This is a genomic window from Desulfitobacterium dichloroeliminans LMG P-21439 (genome assembly GCF_000243135.2).
In the GTDB taxonomy this organism is placed as follows: Bacteria; Bacillota; Desulfitobacteriia; order Desulfitobacteriales; family Desulfitobacteriaceae; genus Desulfitobacterium; species Desulfitobacterium dichloroeliminans.
The window spans coordinates 2,602,348-2,621,661 of record NC_019903.1 but is presented as its reverse complement, the minus strand read 5'-3'; the positions used below and the strand labels follow the sequence as shown (position 1 = coordinate 2,621,661).

Sequence of the window (19,314 nt, the reverse complement as noted above, 5' to 3'; positions counted from 1 at the left end):
GGGGATGGAGATGGACATATTTGATAAACTGACCATACTGGCAGATTCGGCAAAATATGATGTGGCTTGTACCTCCAGCGGGGTGGAGCGGAAGGGTAGCTCAGGAAGCATTGGCAGTGCAGCTGCCGCTGGAATCTGCCATAGCTTTGCGGCCGATGGACGGTGCATCTCTCTTCTCAAAGTTTTACTGACCAATTTCTGCGTTTATGATTGTAAATACTGCATCAACCGCAGCTCCAATGATATTCCTCGAGCATCCTTTACCCCCCGTGAGCTTGCAGAGCTTACGATTAACTTTTATCGTCGCAACTATATTGAGGGGTTATTTTTAAGCTCGGCAGTCATTAAAGATTCTAACTATACTTCTGAGCTTTTGATTCGTACTTTAGAACTGTTGCGCGAAGAATACCGATTTGCCGGATATATTCACGTCAAGGTGATCCCCGGTACCGATAATGAAGTTTTGACCCGGCTGGGGTATCTGGCAGACCGGGTCAGTATCAATATCGAGCTTCCCTCACAGGAAAGCTTAAGACTTTTGGCGCCCGACAAAAGCAAGGAGTCTATTCTCCGACCGATGGGCCTTATTAAAGGTAAAATTGCAGAGAATTCTACGGATCTGATCAAATACCGCCATGCTCAGAAATTCGTCCCGGCCGGCCAAAGTACTCAGCTCATCGTCGGTGCGACACCGGATACGGATTATAAGATTCTGACTCTAGCGGAAGGGCTCTATAATAAGTATCAGCTGAAACGGGTCTTTTTCTCGGCCTACATCCCGGTAGCCGAACACAGTCTATTGCCCGCCGCTTCAGCCAAACCGCCGTTGATGAGAGAGCATCGGCTTTATCAAGCGGATTGGCTCTTGCGGTTCTACGGTTTTCAAGCTCAAGAATTGTTGGATGAAAGTCATCCGAATTTTAATCTGCAGGTCGATCCCAAGTGCAACTGGGCCCTTAATCATATGGACCAATTCCCGGTCGAGATCAACCAAGCTCCTTATGAAATACTTCTGCGTGTACCGGGCATCGGTGTCACTAGTGCCCGCCGGATTTTGCGGGCGCGGAAAATATCCCCCCTTGATTTCACCGGATTAAAGAAATTGGGTGTTGTGCTGAAGCGTGCTCAGTACTTTGTTCTTTGCAAAGGAAAAACCCTTGAAGGACTTAAATTAGCTCCCCATAATGTGATGCAAGCCTTAATGTCTGAGCGCGTCATCGCCAGTCTACCTTCTCAAGTTCCCCAGCAGCTATCCTTGTTTGAAGATCCGCCCATTTCTCGAGAGGATGTGGTTCAGTGTTTGACGGGTCAACTCTAGTCTACAAATATGATGGAAGCTTTGAGGGACTCCTATGCTGCGTATTCGAAAGCTATGAGCGAAAAGAAATTCCTCTCGAAATTCTCCCACCGGAAGGTCAACCCGGCCTCTTTGATACTCTCAAATACATCGAGACGGATTCCCATAAGGCTCATCGGGTGTATGACTCCATCCCCATTAAGATATCCCTGGAAGCGCAAGAGATGGTGAAACTTGCTTTCCTGACCTGTGCTTCGCACAAAGAACGTTTGATTTTCTATTTCCTAAGGCTGGGTTACAAGGTGGGCGGGAAGGTCACGGGGATGCTGACCGATGATAATGTGAACGCCTTGCAGAAAGCAGTGCATAACTTAACCTTCGAAAGCCATCGCCTCAAAGGATTCGTCCGTTTTTCCGTTTATAACGAAGGTTTAATCGCCATAATCGAACCCCGTAATTTTGTTTTGCCACTTTTAGCGACTCACTTTTCCAACCGTTTCGGCAATGAAGTCTTTATGATTTTCGACAAGACACATAAAGCCGCTCTCATTCATCAAGCAGGTCGAATGGAAATTGTCGATGTTGAAGATTGGGAATTGCCGGAGCCGGAGGAAAAAGAGGCAGAATATCGCCGATTATGGCAGCAGTTCTATAATACGATTGCTATTGAGAGCAGATATAACCCCCGTTGCCGGATGAACTTCATGCCAAAACGCTTTTGGAAGCATCTGACGGAGTTTTATCCTGAGCAGAAAGCCAAGGTAGGGGCAGTTAAAGAAGATAAGCTCCAAGGGGAAAGAACGCTAATGAGGCGACATTAGGCTCGCTGGACACCGAGCAAGACTAAATTTGGCAAGACTTCATGGGATTCAATAACAAGAGCTTGCTACTAATTATGAATAAGCCAAATCTATGCTCGCATGAAATGGTGAAATGCCTTGCACAACCTCATGCTATATGCTATAGTGTAATGAAGAGAAATTTATGTGCAGAAAAGGAGTGGGTCTTGAACCCACTCTTTCCTTTATTTTGTATAACTCACCGTAACCTCGCAACACTAGTGATAGTGGTTATAAAATAATAGGAGGATGGCTATGGGAAAATCCATTATAGAGCAAGTTGAGGCGATTATTACTCCGGTTATAACCGAACAGGGGCTTGAACTGGTTGATATCGAATATGTCAAGGAGGGTGCCCATTGGTATCTCCGGATTTACATCGATAAAGAAAATGGTGTCGATATCGATGATTGTACGAATGTAAGTCATTTAGTGAGTGAAGTTCTAGATAAAAAAGATCCCATTACCCAGGCTTATATGCTTGAAGTCTCTTCACCGGGATTGGAACGTCCACTGAAGAAGGATGAAGACTTTGAACGTTTTAATGGGAAACTGGTACGCGTGCTGACCAAGGAACCTTTTCAGGGATATCAAGAATTTACCGGGTATCTTGTAGGTTTGATTGAAGAGGACATCGTGCTTGAGTATAAAAAGGAAAAAGTAGTCATTCCTAGAACCATAGTAGAGAAGGCAAATTTGACCTTTGAATTCTAAGTATACCTGAGACTTTGTTGGATAATGTTTTTAAACTTAATATAAGGGGGAAGAATAAAAAATGAATATGGAGTTCATTGAGGCCCTCCATGAATTGGAGAAAGAACGGGGGATCTCAGCGGATATTTTGTTTGAAGCGATTGAAGCGGCTCTGATATCTGCCTACAAGAAAAATTTTGCTTCATTACAGAATGTCCGAGTACATATCGACCGAGCAACCGGTGAGTTTAAGGTATTTGCTCGCAAAAATGTCGTAGAAGACGTTGAAGACTCAAGGACTCAGGTGAGTTTAGAAGATGCCCGTAAGATTGAGCCCAACTATGCGATTGATGATATAGTAGAATACGAAGTTACTCCTCGAGAGTTTGGGCGCATTGCCGCACAAACAGCTAAGCAAGTCGTTGTCCAAAGAATCCGCGAAGCAGAACGTGGCATGATTTATGATGAATACATCAATCGAGAAGGAGATATCGTCACTGGGATTGTTCAGCGTTATGACCAGAAAAACGTGATTGTGGACTTAGGCAAGGTAGAAGCTATCTTAACAGCCCAAGAGCAAATACCCGGCGAGACTTATCAACCCTATGAGCGGCTTAAAACTTACGTGGTTGAAGTTAAGAAAACCACCAAAGGGCCGCAAGTCATGCTATCACGTACTCACCCAGGGCTAATTAAACGGTTATTCGAGTTAGAAGTACCGGAAATCCATGATGGATTAGTTGAAATAAAGGGAGTGTCCCGTGAGGCCGGTGCCCGTTCCAAAATCGCCGTATTTTCTAGAGATCCTAATGTAGATCCTGTAGGGGCTTGCGTTGGGCCAAAGGGTAGTCGTGTTCAAACCATTGTCACAGAATTAAAGGGCGAAAAGATTGATATTGTGAATTACTCAACCTATCCTGAGGAATTCGTAGCCAATGCCCTCTCCCCAGCTAAAGTTATTGGTGTTTATCCAAAACCTAATGAAAAAGTCGCCCTAGTGGTTGTTCCTGATTATCAACTATCCTTGGCGATCGGTAAAGAAGGGCAAAATGCTCGCTTAGCCGCGAAATTAACAAACTGGAAGATCGATATCAAGAGTGAAACCCAAGCTTATGCTCAGAATCTTATTCCTGAGACGAATGGTGAATACGAGGAGTATGACGAATTCGCCGAATATGAGTACGAAGATTATGAAGAATATGATGACTACGAGGAATATGATGAGAATGCAGAATACGTGGAAAACCCAGAGTACTCAGAGGACTATGAGGATGAGTTAGCTTACGACGAGAAAGCTGTGTATACAGAGTCTACTGGATCAGTCGCTGGGAATCTTCCCTACAGTGAGGGTGAGGGCTATGAAGTACCGGCTATAGAGGAAGTGGCCAATTCTGAAGAGGTTATTACTTACACAGAGGCAAATAAGGAAGAAAAGTTGACAGAACGAGACCGGTCAATGCAAAAATACTTTGAGGCCGATGAGAAAAACAGCCGCAAGGAGAATAAGAAAAAAAGCAAAGGAAAAAGGTAGGTGAATGCTATGAAGACACGCAAAATTCCGCAGAGAATGTGTTTGGGCTGTCAAGAAATGAAACCGAAGAAGGATCTTATCCGTGTAGTTCGTACACCGGAAGGAACTGTAGAGCTTGACCCCACTGGCAAACGGAATGGACGTGGCGCATACATTTGCCTGCAAGTAGATTGCTTCAGAGCGGCAGTTAAAGGGAAACGCTTCCAGAAAGCCCTGGAACTTGAGCTATCTCCTCAAGTGATTGAGGAATTAGAAAGGAAGTTGGGCGGTTCGTGATAGATCGAATCTACTCACTCTTAGGTCTGGCCAGAAGAGCGGGAAAAATCACCTCTGGTGAATCACAGGTTGAGGCTATGCTGAAAAAAAGGAAGGGACATCTTCTTATATTGGCAGAGGATGCTCAAGGAACACATAAAAAGTATCAACAGTGGGCTGAAGACCTGCGCTTGCCTGTTATGATTATTGGAACTAAACTAGAGTTAGGAGTGGCTATCGGGCTTTCCCCGAGATCTACGGTTTTGGTAATGGATGTTGGCTTTGCTAAGGCCATCTTAAAGATAAGGAGTTGACGCCTGGAAAGATTATACGTGCTGAATATGTGGGGGTGGTATTTTGAGTATACGTGTTCATGAATTAGCCAAGGAACTAAATTTAAGCAGTAAAGAAGTGATGAGTCGCCTGAAAACTATAGGTGTAGATGTAAAAAACCATTTGAGTACCGTAGAAAATGCAGAAGCCAATCAGCTACGGACTCAAAAGCCACAAAGTAAAGAACAAGTTTCGGATTCTGGAAAATCTGCACCAGCGCAGGAGAAGAGTAGCCCGGTTCAAGGTTCAGAAGAAGGAGATCGTGGCAATTCTTCACAGGTAGCTAGTTCACAAGCACCAAGGACGGAAGGCCGTCCACAGGGACAACGCCCAGCAGGAATGGAAGGCCGTCCGCAAGGACAGCGTCCGGCAGGAATGGAAGGCCGTCCACAAGGACAGCGTCCGGCAGGAATGGAAGGCCGTCCGCAAGGACAGCGTCCGGCAGGAATGGAAGGCCGTCCGCAAGGACAGCGTCCGGCAGGAATGGAAGGCCGTCCGCAAGGACAGCGTCCGGCAGGAATGGAAGGCCGTCCGCAAGGACAGCGTCCACCTGGGATGGAAGGTCGTCCGCAAGGACAGCGTCCACCTGGGATGGAAGGTCGTCCGCAAGGACAGCGTCCACCTGGGATGGAAGGTCGTCCGCAAGGACAGCGTCCACCGGGAATGCAAGGCCGCCCGCAAGGACAACGTCCGCCTGGGATGGAAGGCCGTCCGCAGGGACAGCGTCCACCAGGAATGGAAGGTCGTCCGCAAGGACAACGTCCACCAGGAATGCAAGGCCGTCCGCAAGGACAACGCCCGGCTGGTATGGATGGTCGTCCACAGGGACAACGTCCGCCAGGAATGCAAGGTCATCCACAAGGTCAACGTCCGGGAATGGATGGCAGACCTCAAGGACAAAGGCCACCTCAAAGACCACCTGCGACCCCCAGTGCACCAGCCGTAGAACAACCGCCTAAACGTCAAATTGGCGATAAAAAGAAACCACAAGATCGCAGTTTTGAACGCAAAAAAGAGATGGAAAAGGAAATGCGTTCGCCGCGAAATAATAAACGTCATATGAAACATGCACCACGAGAAGTTCGCGATACAGCGCCTAAGCATATCGTCATTCCGGGGAGTATTACAGTTCAAGAATTGGCCTCGAGAATGAGCCGTAAATCTGGGGAAGTCATTAAGAAGTTGATGGACATGGGAGTTATGGCAACTATCAATCAAGAGATTGATTCAGAAACAGCAACTATTATCGCTGGAGAAATGGGAGTAACGGTTGAAGTTAAGGTAGAGAAGCCAATCTCGGTAATTGAAGAGATTGTTGATGATGAGGCTGATTTGAGCCCTCGTCCTCCCGTTGTTACAGTTATGGGGCATGTTGACCATGGCAAGACTTCACTTCTTGATGCTATTCGGGCAGCCAACGTCACAGCGTCTGAAGCCGGTGGGATTACTCAGCATATTGGTGCTTATCAGGTTGAGATCAAAGGCCAAAAGATTACCTTCCTAGATACCCCAGGCCATGAAGCCTTTACAGCTATGCGTGCGCGGGGGGCTCAAGTAACCGATATTGCTATCCTTGTTGTGGCAGCCGATGATGGGGTTATGCCTCAAACCATCGAGGCCATCAATCACGCCAAAGCGGCTGATGTTCCGATTATCGTAGCAATCAATAAGATTGATAAGGAAGATGCCAACTCGGATCGAGTGAAGCAAGAACTCACGGAGTATGGGCTAGTGGTCGAAGAATGGGGCGGTGATACCATCGCGGTTCCCGTTTCGGCAAAAGCTCGCACGAATATAGAGCAGCTCTTGGAGATGATTCTGCTTGTAGCTGAAGTCAAGGAACTCAAGGCAAACCCCAATCGAATCGCTACCGGAACAGTTATCGAAGCGGAACTCGATAAAGGTAAGGGGCCTGTGGCTACCATGCTGGTTGCTAAAGGGACACTGAATGTAGGGGATATGATTCTGGCAGGTTCTACCTTCGGTCGAATTCGGGCTATGGTGGATGACAAGGGACGCCGGGTGAAAAAAGCTGGACCATCCACTCCGGTGGAAGTTCAAGGACTTAACGAAGTTCCCGTTGCCGGCCAAGTCTTTCATGTTGTGGAAGACGAAAAACATGCCCGCCAAATTGCCGAAGCACGCGCCAATGAGCGTAAAGCTGAGGAAGTACAGCAGATTTCCAAAGTAAGCTTGGAAGACCTCTTTGATCGAATTAAAGAGGGAGAAGTCAAAGAGTTGAATGTCATCATTAAAGCTGACGTTCAGGGTTCAATTGAAGCCTTGAAGCAATCACTTCTCAGGTTGTCCACCAGTGAAGTGCGTGTTAACCCGATCCATGGTGGAGTAGGAGCCATTACGGAAACAGATATTATGCTGGCCGCGGCGTCTAATGCCATTATTATTGGATTTAATGTCCGTCCGGATGCCAATACGAAAGCTACAGCAGAACTGCAAGGGGTTGATATGCGCCTCTATCGTGTCATCTATGATGCTATAGAAGACGTTAAGGCAGCTATGACAGGAATGCTGGATCCCGACTTCAAAGAGGTAGTTCAAGGCAGGGCAGAAGTTCGCCAAGTCTTTAAGGTGCCTAAAGTGGGAGCAGTGGCTGGATCCTATGTCCTCAACGGGAAAATTACACGGCACTCTAAGGTTCGTGTGATTCGCGATAGTATCGTTATTCATGAAGGCGAGTTGGAATCTCTAAGACGCTTTAAAGATGATGCTAAAGAGGTTATGGAAGGCTATGAATGCGGTATTGGGGTAGCGAACTTCAATGATATCAAAGAGGGAGATATAATCGAAGCCTTTATCATGGAAGAAGTTAAGAGACAACTATAATCACTCCTATGGAGGGAGATCACATGGCTAAACATCGTTCGAATAGACTCGCAGAGACCTTGAAACACGAAATATCTCAGTTAATTAGGGAAGATCTTAAAGACCCTCGAATTGGCTTTGTCACTGTAACTAGTGTCGAAGTTGCCGATGATCTTGGCAGTGCCAAAGTCTATATTAGCGTCTTAGGTGATTCTCAAGCAGCCAAGGACTCTATGGATGCCTTGAAAAGTGCGGCGGGATTTGTCCGCAGTGAGATCGGCAAAAGGATCCGCTTGCGTTATGCGCCGGAAATTGTGTTCAAATATGATACTTCCATCGAGCATGGAGCTCATATTGCACAACTACTCCGAGGGGTAAAGCATGAGGAACCCGATATTGAGGGCGAATCCCATGACGAATAGAATCGCTAACCAAATGGCTGAGGAGTTAAGAAAAGCGTCGAGAGTGGCGCTTTTCTCCCATGTTTCCCCTGATGGAGATTGTATCGGCTCGACGCTGGGGCTGGGCTTAGCCTTAGAAGCTTTAGGAAAAGAAGTTTATATGTATAACTCCGACCCGATTCCTCGGAATCTGGGTTTTTTACCTGGAGTGAAAAAGATGAGAACAGAGTTGCCTGCTCCTTTCCCCAAAGTTTTGCTTTTTGTGGATTGTACGGACCTGCAGCGAGTTAATCTGGAAAGTGGAGATTTTCCGGCAGACTCCCTAATTTTGAACTTGGATCATCATATATCTAATCAGAATTTTGGCCATATTAATTGGGTTGATAGCCAGGCTAGTGCTACCGGTGAAATTGCTTATGAGTTGATTCGCTTGCTTGGGGTAAAGTTATCCCAAGACATTGCGACAAATCTGTATACAGCGATTCTGACGGATACTGGATCTTTTAAGTACTCAAACACCACATCGAAGACCCATCAGATCGCCGGAGAGTTGATGGATTCAGGAATTGATTTTGGGGATATCCATCATCATGTATTTGACAGAACTCCTCTGGCAAAACTCGAGCTGCTTCGTCGTGGCCTGAATCAGTTGCAGGTTTTAGCGCAAGGACAGTTTGCCATGATGACTTTGCACAAGGTTGATTTTGAAGAAATCGGTGCGGAGGAAAGCTTGGGCGAAGGCCTTATCGATCATGCGAGGACCCTTGAAGGGGTCGAAGTAGCGGCGCTGCTGAAAGAAGTCAATGCCGTTATTCGAGTGAGCCTCCGCTCTAATCGTTGGTTTGATGTGAATAAGATTGCCAGTCATTTTGGTGGCGGAGGACATAAGCGGGCTGCGGGATGTACCCTTGAAATGCCCTTAGAAGAGGCTAAGGAGCTTCTTTTGCAGACAATTGAGGAGGAGCTGGCGCTTGGACGGAGTTAGTAATGTTCTCAAACCAGTGGGTATGACATCCTCTGATGTCGTCGTTCGCTTGCGGAGGATACTAAGCACCCGTAAGATTGGGCACACGGGTACCCTAGATCCCGATGTAATGGGTGTATTGCCTATCTGCGTGGGGAAAGCAACTCGTTTAGCAGAATATCTTACCAATCAAGGGAAAACCTACCATTGTGAAATAACCTTCGGGATCACAACCGATACGCAGGATGCTTCAGGTCAAAAAATAACTATAAAACCGGCCAAAGTAAGCGAGGAGGATTTCCAACGCATCATCTCGGACTTTAGTGGTCCGATTCAACAGATTCCTCCTATGTATTCAGCCGTAAAGTATCAGGGGAAACGTCTTTATGAATTGGCTCGTCAAGGGGTGGAAGTAGAGAGAAAGTCCCGAGAAATTCACATCGATCGGATTGAACTTGAGGAATGGACGGCGGGAGAATTTCCCAAAGCTGTCTTTGAAGTCGATTGTTCAAAAGGGACATACATACGAACACTCTGTCATGATATAGGAATAGCCCTAGGATGTGGAGCCCATATGTCAGGCCTTGTTCGACTCCGCTCAGGACCTTTTCGTATAGAAGACAGTATATCCCTTGAGGCAATCCAAGCGTGTATGGAAAGAGAAGATTATTCATTTTTGATTCCTTTACCGAAAGCTTTGGACTTACCGCGTGTGAGTTTGCCTCCCCAGCGAGCTGCAGCTTTCCGCAATGGGCTTTCTACGGCGAAGAATCAAGTTGAAGAGATGACTCAAGATGATGAAGGAATGGAAGTCCAAGTCTTTAGTGAAGGGAACTTTTTAGGGATAGGCATTTGGAGAGAGCAGCAACTATGTCCTCACAAAGTCTTTTAACGGATTTCGATGCATCTTTTTTAACCACCCTTTAAAGAATGAGAATAATGTATCGACTAAGGTAAAGTTAGGTTGGGATATATGCAAATCATACGAGAATTTCCATCAAGCCATGAAAGCCAGTGTGTGCTGGCCTTGGGGAATTTTGATGGAGTGCATTTGGGACATCAACGCTTATTGCAAAGCGGTTTATATCAAGCAACTCAAAAAGGGGTGGAGCTTGCAGTTCTCCTTTTTGAACCCCACCCATTGAAATTGCTATTCCCGGAGCGTGTCATGGGTTTTTTGACGACGCAAAAGGAGCAGATACGCTTATTTTCAGAAATGGGTGTGGATCGAGTGTATCTAATGCCTTTCACAAAGGAGATGGCAGAAACCTCTCCTGAGGGGTTTGTCAAAGACATCCTCGTCAAGCTCAATGTAGTTCATCTTGTCGTGGGTTTTAACTATTCATTTGGAGTCTTTGGTAAAGGGACACCTGAGGATTTACAGCGTTACGGTCAAGAATACGGGTTTGAGGTCAGCGTGCTACAACCTCAGACTCTTAACGGCAAAGTGATATCTTCCACAGCCATCCGTAAGGCTTTGCTTAATGGAGATATGTTAGTGGCCAAGAGGCTATTGGGTAGAACACATAGCCTTTGTGGGATTGTGGTGGAAGGCGAAAAACGTGGACGTCAATTAGGCTATCCCACAGCAAATCTAAAGGTGTTCGATGATTTACTTGTCCCCAAACGGGGGGTCTATGCAGTTTGGGCTGAGGTTGAGGGGCAGATTGTGCAAGGCATGATGAACATAGGAATGAAGCCTACTTTCCATGAGGAATATGCCCTAACTGTAGAAGTTCATTTTTTTGATTTCTGCGGAGATATCTATGGTCTAGAGCTTGCCGTGTTCTGTGAAGAAAAAATTCGTGACGAGAGGAAATTTTCTGAGATAGAACAACTAAAGATGCAGCTTGAGCGGGACGCCTTAGAAGTAAAGAGAAGGCTACACGGCATTACTAGCGAACACCATCAGTCTCTTAGCGCCACTTAATGTTGCTGCTAAGGATTTTCTTGGGTTTATTTTCGCTATAACTTTACAAATTGTAATTTATCTTGTAAAATACATGAGAACATGTGAACCGCTCGCTCGGGATCGCGTTCTCCGTCGCAACCCTGGGCAGCAGGCGATTAAATTATTGGAGGTAGATTACTCATGATGACACCAGAAAAGAAACAAGAACTTATTGTGAAGTTCCAGCAACACGAAGGTGATACTGGTTCTCCGGAAGTCCAAATTGCGTTGCTTTCCGAACGTATTGCGTATTTAACAGAGCACTTCAAGACCCATAAAAAAGACCATCATTCCCGTCGTGGTCTCTTTAAGATGATTGGAAAACGTCGTGCCCTGCTTAACTATCTTAAGGACACGGATTTCAATCGTTATCGTCAAATTATTTCTGACCTTGGCTTACGCCGTTAATCCTGGCGAGTCTAACACGAAAAATGGAGAGAAGAGAGAGGCAGTTTTCTGCTTCTCTTTTTTATATACGAACAGTAGTTTTTTTAACCATAATGCAGGAAATAATAAGAATATGTCGAAGATGGTTCAAGTTAAGAATGAAAATGATTATGAGTGAATTTAAGGAGGTTCCATAGTGCAACAGGAAGTATTTGAACGTTCGATCCAGGTCGGCGGCCGAACCATGACCTTTCAGACGGGGAAAATCGGCAAACAAGCAGGTGGCGCTATTTTCTGTCGGTACGGAGATACAGTTGTTTCAGCATTTGCTACCGGAAGTTCTCAACCAAGAGAAGGTATTGATTTTTTCCCATTGACCGTTGAATTTGAAGAGAGACTCTACGCTGCCGGGAAGATTCCCGGAGGATTTATTAAACGCGAGGGACGCCCTAGCGAAAAAGCTATCCTTTCCGCTCGCCTCATCGATCGCCCGATTCGCCCTCTTTTCCCGGCAGGTTATCGCAACGATGTTCAAGTAGTAGCTCAAGTAATGTCTGTGGACCAGGATTGTGCATCGGATATTACAGGGATCAATGCGGCTTCAGCGGCCTTAACGATTTCTAATGTACCCTTCGAGGGACCGGTAGCTGCCGTGACGGTAGGTTTAATCGGTGAAGAATTGATTATTAACCCCACAGTTGAGCAGTCTGAACAGAGTGTGATGCACCTTACAGTTGCGGGAACCAAAGATGCAGTAATGATGGTCGAAGCAGGAGCTCAAGAGGTATCCGAAGCTCTCATGCTGGAAGCCATTATGTTTGGTCATCGAGAAGTTCAGCGCATTGCTGAATTTCTGGAGGAATATCGCAGGGAAGCTCTCGAAAGGAATTTGGCTAAACCCAAGCAAGAGGTTGTAGCTCCACAGCTTCCGGAAGACATTGTCATAGCCGTCAGAGAATTTGCTTATGACAAAATGGATCAGGCTGTGCGTACCGAAGAAAAGAAAGCAAGAGAAGAAGCTATTCGACAAGTTAAGGAAGAGGCTTTGGCTCACTTTTCCGAGCAATATCCTGAGGATTTGAAAACCATCAATAAGATATTGGAAGACTTTGTACATAAAATTGTCCGCCGCTTAATTACCGTTGAGCATATTCGGCCTGATGGACGGGCTTTAGACGAGATTCGCCCTATCAGTGTCGATGTGGGTATCTTGCCGAGAACCCATGGTACAGGTCTCTTTACACGGGGACAAACCCAAGTACTCACTGTAGCTACCTTAGGAGCAGTGGGTGATGAACAAATCTTAGACGGATTGGGTTTAGAAGAATCAAAACGCTATATGCATCATTATAATTTCCCTCCTTATAGCGTCGGTGAAACTCGCCCGATGCGCGGACCCGGCCGCCGAGAAATTGGTCACGGGGCTTTGGCAGAACGAGCTCTCGTACCGGTGATTCCCGATGAGAATGAATTTCCCTATACCATCCGTCTAGTATCTGAGGTTTTAGAGTCTAATGGCTCCAGTTCTATGGCTTCGGTCTGCGGAAGTACGCTATCCCTGATGGATGCGGGAGTGCCGATTAAGGCCCCTGTAGCAGGGATTGCCATGGGCTTGATTAATGAAGAGGAACATATCGCTATTCTGTCTGACATCCAAGGTATGGAAGACCATGATGGAGATATGGACTTTAAGGTAGCAGGGAGCAGTCAAGGTGTCACAGCCTTACAGATGGATATTAAAATTAAAGGTGTATCCCGAGAGATTTTGGAAAGAGCACTTACACAAGCGAAAGCGGGTCGGCTTTTTATCTTGGATAAAATGTTATCTGTAATCGAAACCCCCCGTGCTGAACTATCCCCTTATGCACCCAGAATCATCTCATCATCGATTCATCCCGATAAGATTCGTGAGGTTATTGGGCCCGGAGGCAAAACCATCAAGAAAATCATTGACGAGACCGGTGTTAAGATTGATATCGAAGATGATGGCCGTGTCTTTATTTCGGCAGTCGATGGCGAAGCTGGCGAGAAAGCCCTCAAGATTATCCAATCGCTCACTCAAGAAGTGGAAGTTGGCCGGATCTATAATGGCCGCGTAACTCGCGTTATGGACTTTGGAGCTTTCGTAGAAGTCATTCCTGGGGTATTGGGCTTAAACGGTAAGGAAGGACTCGTTCATATTTCTCAACTAGCCCATAACCGCGTTGAGAAAGTAGAAGATGTCGTTAAAGAAGGAGACGAAATCCTCGTTAAAGCTACAGGTATTGATAAACAGGGGCGGTTGAATCTTTCGCGGAAAGAAGCATTACCCAAGCCTAATGGGAATGCCCCTAATCAGAAGGAATAGTTAAAGAAGTCCATTTGGAAATATTCTGCATTCGTCTACCCTTGCATAACCTTAAAGGAAGGGGGTAGACGAATGCATGTTTTTAGGGTTTCCTTTAAGAGTTTAAAAATTTTTGGACTTGTACTGATTTTGGCGGTTAGCTTGCTGATTCATCAGAGAGTGATAGGAATTGTATCGAACCTTCCGCTTCCTATCGAACAAGTAAAGACTGAACAAAAAGTCATAGCCTTAACCATCAATGTGGATTGGGGTGGGGAATATCTTCCCGGTATACTTGAGGCATTAGACCAACATAAAGCCAAAGCCACCTTTTTTCTTACCGGTCGCTGGGCAAAGAATAATCCCGAATTGGTCAAAGAGATTCAGGCTCGAGGGCATGCTATTGAGAATCATGGTTATTCTCATCCTCATCCTGACCAGATATCGATTCAGGCCAATCAAGAAGAAATCCTCAAGACAGAAAGCATCATTCAGGAGATTACTGGACAGAAGACCAAGTATTATGCTCCACCCTATGGCGAAAGAGGAGCATCAGGTCTCAGAGCAGCTGAAAACCTTGGTTATAGCACCATCCTATGGACTTTAGATACGGTAGATTGGCGGCCAGAAAGCACGCCTGAGGTAATTACCAAACGGATTGTTGATCCGGCCGTACGCTTTGGGGTCAAGCCGACCCATTTAGGTGCTATTGTATTAATGCATCCTAAAGAGAATACGGTGAAAGCTTTGCCAAGTATTTTAAGCCAACTCGCCAATAAAGGATTCCAATTCATTACAATAAATGAACTGATAACATTGACAGGAGTCGGAAATACTACCTCATAGACTTAAAAGTGAGGTGGTAGAATGATGAGGCGGAAATGGACGCAAGCTTGGCTTTGCGTTCTTATTGCAATGATTGGGTTAGGAATCAATGGTGGACCTGTGTTCGCTCAAACTGAAGAAATAAATCATGGATTAATTGCGTCCCATTCGATTAATATAAGCGCAGACGCAGCCATTCTGATGGATGCGGCTACTGGCGAGACTCTCTATGATAAAAATGCTCATAAACAAAGACCTCCAGCCAGTACGACCAAAATCCTAACGGCTATTCTAGGTCTTGAATTAGGAGGACCTGATGAATTAGTTGTTGTGAGCGAAAAAGCGGCCGCAGTGGGTGAATCCACCATTCATTTGGACCCGGGGGAGAAGATTCTCCTCTATGAGTTGATTACTGGAGCCATGGTGAAATCAGGAAATGATGCCTGTGTGGCAATTGGGGAGCAGATTGCTGGGAATGAAGAAGATTTTGTTCGGCTCATGAATCAAAAAGCGTTTCTGATCGGGGCTAGAAATACCCATTTTGTCAATACGAATGGTTTACCCAACAAGAACCACTATTCAACAGCGTATGATCTGGCTCTCATGGCACGCTATGGACTGCAACTCCCCGCCTTTACATCGATTACACGACTAAAAGAGACGGAGATTCATTTTATTGAGCCTGACTTTTTTATGAATTTAAGAAATACCAATAAATTATTATGGAATTACCCCTATACCGACGGAGTGAAGACAGGGACCACCACTGCTGCCGGTAAATGTCTAGTGGCAGCTGCGACCAAAGATGGCCGTCAGCTTATTGCTGTGGTACTTCATGCCCCGAATCGCTTTGGAGACGCCCAGAAGTTATTGGAATGGGGTTTTTCAGAAACAGAAACGTTGAACTTTGCTCAAGCAGGAGATGTTGTCGATGTCTCTAGGGAGGGTTCAGAGCCCGTAAAGGCATTTGTACAGCAGCCCTTGCAGGTAAGTATCCTTAAGAAAGATAAGGAGAAGATAGAAAAGAGAATTCAGTGGACAAGGGATTCTCGTCTCCCGATGGACGGTGGCGAAGAAATTGGCGTTTACGAGGTGTGGTTAAACGAGAAAAAGTTGGATAGCACACCATTGTATGTGGAAAGTCGAGCCAAGATAATTGACGGCTGGGATTTAAAAGGGAGACTATCGAATCTCTTAGAGGGGAAGTGAAGAGAGTGTATCAAAAAACAGAATTGCCTAATGGGGTTCGCATCATCACAGAGGAAATTGATTATGTTCGTTCAGTCGCAGTGGGAATATGGGTAGGAGCAGGCTCTCGTGACGAGAGAGCAGGATATGAGGGAATATCTCATTTCATTGAGCACATGTTCTTCAAGGGAACGAAGAATCGCACGGCCAGAGATATTGCGGAATCCTTGGAGGCTGTGGGGGGACAGCTTAATGCCTTCACGACCAAGGAGTATACTTGCTACTATGCCAAGGTTCTCGATGAAGATATGGATTTAGCTATGGATGTCCTCAATGATATGTTTTTCGAATCCTTATTTGATGAAAGCGAAATCGAGAAAGAAAAACGGGTCGTCATTGAAGAAATAAAGATGTATGAGGATTCACCTGATGAGATCATCCATGACTTGTTTTCCGATTATGTATGGAATGACCACCCTCTAGGGAGGCCGATCTTAGGAACCGAGGAAAGCATCAAAGAGCTCAGTCGAGAGAAAATCCTAACTTACATGGATCAACATTACGCACCAGATAATCTTGTCATTGCTGTTGCTGGGAAAATCAAGCATGATGAGGTCTTAAAGAAACTTGTTCCCCTTTACGGAGAGTTTAAACGGGGAGGAAGAAGAGTATTAGAGGGTACACCAAAGGGTAAGCAGGTTCAAAAAATGGTTACCAAGGATACAGAGCAAATGCATATAATCCTAGGTGTTCCGGGATTAGGTCAAGAGGACGATGATCTCTATCCCATGCATATCATCAACAACATCTTAGGTGGTGGGTTGAGTTCCCGTTTGTTTCAGGAGATTAGAGAGCAGCGGGGAATGGCCTATACTGTTTTCTCTTACCACTCCACCTATGTGGATACAGGATTATTTGCCATCTATGCTGGGACAACCCCTTCTAATTCTCAGGAAGTAGTAGAATGCGTGCTTGCAGAAATTTTAGATATGAAGAGGAATGGCATCACTCAGTCTGAGCTTGATCGAACAAAGTCTCAAATCAAAGGTGGCTTATATTTAGGGCTGGAATCAGCTAACAGTCGGATGAGCCGTTTAGGCAAGACTGAATTAACCTACAACCGCATCATCTCACCAGAAGAGGTCGTCGAGAAGCTGGAACGAGTTACGCTCGAGGACGCACAAAGGATTGTGAATCGCTTGTGGAAGAGGGAGAATGTCAGCCTCCTCATGTTAGGACCGGAAGGCCATGAAGTTAGTTTAGAAGATATCTACGAAAAAATTGGTTGGACAGAAGAATAAAGCAGAAGTTCAGTATCGATTAACGTTCAGTGGGGGAATCCCCATCTGAACGAAGTCTCGTTCAATCTAGAACGCATGGAGTTTAGAGACACGGAGGGAAGGATTTTGAGTTCAATTACTGTGAAAATCACCAGCGTGAGAAAGAATAAGCCGCTGAATGTCCCCAAATACGCAACACCAGGAGCAGCGGGGGTTGACCTTCGGGCCGCATTAAGCGAGGAACTTGTTGTCGAGCATGGACAGATTGTAACGATACCGACCGGGATAGCGATTGAGCTTCCCCATGGGGGAGTCGGAGCCTTTGTTTTTGCTCGCAGCGGGCTTGCCTCCAAATACGGTTTAGCCTTAGCTAATGGGGTGGGTGTTATTGATTCAGACTATCGGGGTGAGATTCAGGTCGCAGTGATTAATCAGGGTAAAGATTCCTTTAAGGTGAAGGATGGGGATCGTATTGCTCAAATGGTTTTTCTGCCTGTGTTTATTGGAAATTTTGAGGTGGTAGAGCAGTTAGATGAATCCTCGCGGGGAAGCGGAGGATTTGGTTCGACTGGTGTTTCCGGTTAACATCGCCTGGCCAGTTCTAAGTTCCCGCGTACAATCAACAAACCTTAAGAAATATAATCGATAGGGAAGATTAAAAGTTCTAGTGAGCTTGAACTTGTCATACAAATCCCATAGAGGAGGTATGGCTATGCAAGTCCTAGGGCTTTTTTTGCTTAGTGTAGGTATTTTCGCCTCACTTCGTTCTCGGCGGTATCTACTGATGTGGCGCTCAGAGAACAGATCAAGTTTGTTGTCGGCTTCTATAACCCAGTTAGTAGGCACTGCAGGGGGGATTTATCTTTCCCTTGAACTTTTATTTTCCTTTTTAAGAATTCCGGAAGATTGGTGGAATCCATCCACCTTTGTCGTAGAGCCCCTCGCTGTTATTTCTCTAGTCCTAGCCATTCTTCAACCCTTTGTCATCCAGTTATGGCTAAAAGTAAGGAAATAAGGAGGAAATAAAATGCTACTAAGCGACTTAGCGGGAAAAGAAATTATCAATCTGCATGATGGTTCAAAACTTGGTTTGGTGGGAGATGCAGATTTAGCTATAGCAGCAAGTGGTTCCATTGAAGCCATTATCCTGACCTCCCGTTCAGGGTTTTCTGGTTTTTGGGGAAACCCCAACGATCGGGATCGAGATTTGCTCGTAATCCCTTGGGAATCCATTAAAAAAGTGGGTGCAGAGGTTATCATTGTGGATATGAGTAGTAGAACAGAGCGAATGAACAAATATTCTGTTTGACATGAATACGTTAATTAACTAAAATAGTAAAAAAGGTTGGGCAACCCCGAATCGCCATAGGCTGCGGGGTTGTTGCCTATAGGTAAGGCTCTTAGGAGGGGTTAGCATTGAAGAAAATCCGGGTTTTTGTTTCTGGAGCCGGTGGGAAAATGGGAAAAGAAGTTATGCGTACGATCCTAAATCAAGGAGATATGCTCCTTGTGGGCGCATCCGATGCGCGTCAACAAGGTAAGGATATTGGCGAGGTTCTTGGCGTTACTCCCCTAGGGATTGGAATATCTGGTCCTCTGGAAGCGGCCCATCTTCGCGAAGTTCAAGCCGATGTGATGGTAGATTTCACGAATCCCCAATCCGTTTTGAAAAATGCCAAATGTGCATTATCTGCTGGAGTGATTGCAGTTTTGGGCACAACGGGGTTGGACGAAGCCGACATTGCCGAAATCCGCGACCTTGTGGATCAAACTAAAGTCGGAGCCTTTATAGCACCGAATTTTGCGATTGGTGCGATTCTCATGATGCGCTTTGCTCAAGAAGCTGCGAGATATTTTCCAAATGTAGAAATTATCGAATTGCATCATGATCAAAAGTTGGATGCACCTTCAGGGACTGCCTTAAAAACTGTAGAGTGGATATCAGAAGTCAGAAAACCTTTAGTGCAGGGACATCCAAATGAGTACGAAAAAATTAAGGGCTCCCGGGGTGGTGATGTAGAAGGCATCCATATCCATTCGGTACGGCTGCCTGGGTTCATTGCCCACCAAGAAGTTATTTTCGGCGGCCTTGGACAAGCTTTAACCATTCGCCATGATGCATTTTCTCGGGAAACCTATATGCCAGGAATTATGTTAGCTATTCGCAAAGCAAGCCAGCTCACAAAATTAGTCATAGGACTAGAGAATTTTCTCGATTAGG

The 19,314-nt window shown here is 45.7% G+C and carries 20 protein-coding genes; all 20 read left to right on the top strand.

Annotated elements, in window-relative coordinates; translation table 11 throughout:
- Positions 1–10 precede the first annotated feature (10 nt).
- The 20 genes from DESDI_RS12465 (at position 11) to dapB (ending at position 19,313) form a co-directional block, all read left to right on the top strand.
- Positions 11–1,318, top strand: a complete 1,308-nt coding sequence (locus DESDI_RS12465) for a putative DNA modification/repair radical SAM protein (RefSeq protein WP_015262973.1) — start codon at positions 11–13, stop codon at positions 1,316–1,318.
- A complete protein-coding gene (locus tag DESDI_RS12460; RefSeq protein ID WP_015262972.1) occupies positions 1,297–2,118 on the top strand; it encodes a TIGR03915 family putative DNA repair protein in 822 nt (273 codons plus the stop codon). The genes DESDI_RS12465 and DESDI_RS12460 overlap by 22 nt, the downstream gene beginning before the upstream one ends.
- A gap of 273 nt (positions 2,119–2,391) precedes the next feature.
- Entirely contained in the window at positions 2,392–2,850 is a 459-nt protein-coding gene (rimP, locus tag DESDI_RS12455; protein ID WP_015262971.1) for a ribosome maturation factor RimP, read from the top strand.
- Positions 2,851–2,911: 61 nt separating this feature from the next.
- Positions 2,912–4,360 carry a transcription termination factor NusA gene (gene nusA, locus DESDI_RS12450; RefSeq protein WP_015262970.1) on the top strand — a complete coding sequence of 483 codons (1,449 nt, stop codon included), beginning with the start codon at positions 2,912–2,914 and terminating at the stop codon, positions 4,358–4,360.
- A 9-nt stretch (positions 4,361–4,369) separates the two neighbouring features.
- The gene (gene rnpM, locus DESDI_RS12445; protein ID WP_015262969.1) at positions 4,370–4,636 is read left to right on the top strand and encodes an RNase P modulator RnpM; all 267 of its coding nucleotides are present in this window, start codon (positions 4,370–4,372) and stop codon (positions 4,634–4,636) included.
- Positions 4,633–4,929, top strand: coding sequence for a L7Ae/L30e/S12e/Gadd45 family ribosomal protein (locus DESDI_RS12440; RefSeq protein ID WP_015262968.1), 297 nt, complete (start codon positions 4,633–4,635; stop codon positions 4,927–4,929). Before rnpM ends, DESDI_RS12440 begins: the two co-directional genes overlap by 4 nt.
- 43 nt (positions 4,930–4,972) lie before the next feature.
- Positions 4,973–7,792 carry a translation initiation factor IF-2 gene (gene infB, locus DESDI_RS12435; RefSeq protein WP_015262967.1) on the top strand — a complete coding sequence of 940 codons (2,820 nt, stop codon included), beginning with the start codon at positions 4,973–4,975 and terminating at the stop codon, positions 7,790–7,792.
- A 23-nt stretch (positions 7,793–7,815) separates the two neighbouring features.
- Entirely contained in the window at positions 7,816–8,193 is a 378-nt protein-coding gene (rbfA, locus tag DESDI_RS12430) for a 30S ribosome-binding factor RbfA (RefSeq protein ID WP_015262966.1), read from the top strand.
- Positions 8,183–9,157 (top strand): DHH family phosphoesterase, encoded by a 975-nt coding sequence (locus tag DESDI_RS12425; protein ID WP_015262965.1) that lies wholly within the window; start codon positions 8,183–8,185, stop codon positions 9,155–9,157. Before rbfA ends, DESDI_RS12425 begins: the two co-directional genes overlap by 11 nt.
- Positions 9,144–10,028 carry a tRNA pseudouridine(55) synthase TruB gene (gene truB / locus DESDI_RS12420; protein WP_015262964.1) on the top strand — a complete coding sequence of 295 codons (885 nt, stop codon included), beginning with the start codon at positions 9,144–9,146 and terminating at the stop codon, positions 10,026–10,028. Before DESDI_RS12425 ends, truB begins: the two co-directional genes overlap by 14 nt.
- Before the next feature lie 81 nt (positions 10,029–10,109).
- On the top strand, positions 10,110–11,066 hold the full coding sequence (locus DESDI_RS12415; protein ID WP_015262963.1) for a bifunctional riboflavin kinase/FAD synthetase: 957 nt from the start codon (positions 10,110–10,112) through the stop codon (positions 11,064–11,066).
- A gap of 162 nt (positions 11,067–11,228) precedes the next feature.
- Entirely contained in the window at positions 11,229–11,495 is a 267-nt protein-coding gene (gene rpsO, locus DESDI_RS12410) for a 30S ribosomal protein S15 (protein ID WP_015262962.1), read from the top strand.
- A gap of 175 nt (positions 11,496–11,670) precedes the next feature.
- Positions 11,671–13,821 carry a polyribonucleotide nucleotidyltransferase gene (locus tag DESDI_RS12405; RefSeq protein ID WP_015262961.1) on the top strand — a complete coding sequence of 717 codons (2,151 nt, stop codon included), beginning with the start codon at positions 11,671–11,673 and terminating at the stop codon, positions 13,819–13,821.
- 72 nt (positions 13,822–13,893) lie between these two features.
- Positions 13,894–14,646, top strand: coding sequence for a polysaccharide deacetylase family protein (locus DESDI_RS12400; protein WP_015262960.1), 753 nt, complete (start codon positions 13,894–13,896; stop codon positions 14,644–14,646).
- A gap of 21 nt (positions 14,647–14,667) precedes the next feature.
- Positions 14,668–15,834, top strand: coding sequence for a D-alanyl-D-alanine carboxypeptidase family protein (locus DESDI_RS12395; RefSeq protein WP_041219468.1), 1,167 nt, complete (start codon positions 14,668–14,670; stop codon positions 15,832–15,834).
- 5 nt (positions 15,835–15,839) lie between these two features.
- Positions 15,840–17,114 carry a M16 family metallopeptidase gene (locus DESDI_RS12390; RefSeq protein ID WP_041219466.1) on the top strand — a complete coding sequence of 425 codons (1,275 nt, stop codon included), beginning with the start codon at positions 15,840–15,842 and terminating at the stop codon, positions 17,112–17,114.
- 105 nt (positions 17,115–17,219) lie between these two features.
- Entirely contained in the window at positions 17,220–17,678 is a 459-nt protein-coding gene (gene dut / locus DESDI_RS12385; protein ID WP_015262957.1) for a dUTP diphosphatase, read from the top strand.
- Between the two features lie 127 nt (positions 17,679–17,805).
- Complete coding sequence (locus DESDI_RS12380) at positions 17,806–18,108, top strand: hypothetical protein (protein WP_015262955.1); 303 nt, start codon at positions 17,806–17,808, stop codon at positions 18,106–18,108.
- A gap of 12 nt (positions 18,109–18,120) precedes the next feature.
- Positions 18,121–18,402 (top strand): YlmC/YmxH family sporulation protein, encoded by a 282-nt coding sequence (locus DESDI_RS12375; protein WP_015262954.1) that lies wholly within the window; start codon positions 18,121–18,123, stop codon positions 18,400–18,402.
- A 107-nt stretch (positions 18,403–18,509) separates the two neighbouring features.
- A complete protein-coding gene (gene dapB, locus DESDI_RS12370) occupies positions 18,510–19,313 on the top strand; it encodes a 4-hydroxy-tetrahydrodipicolinate reductase (RefSeq protein ID WP_015262953.1) in 804 nt (267 codons plus the stop codon).
- The last annotated feature ends 1 nt before the right edge of the window (position 19,314 follow it).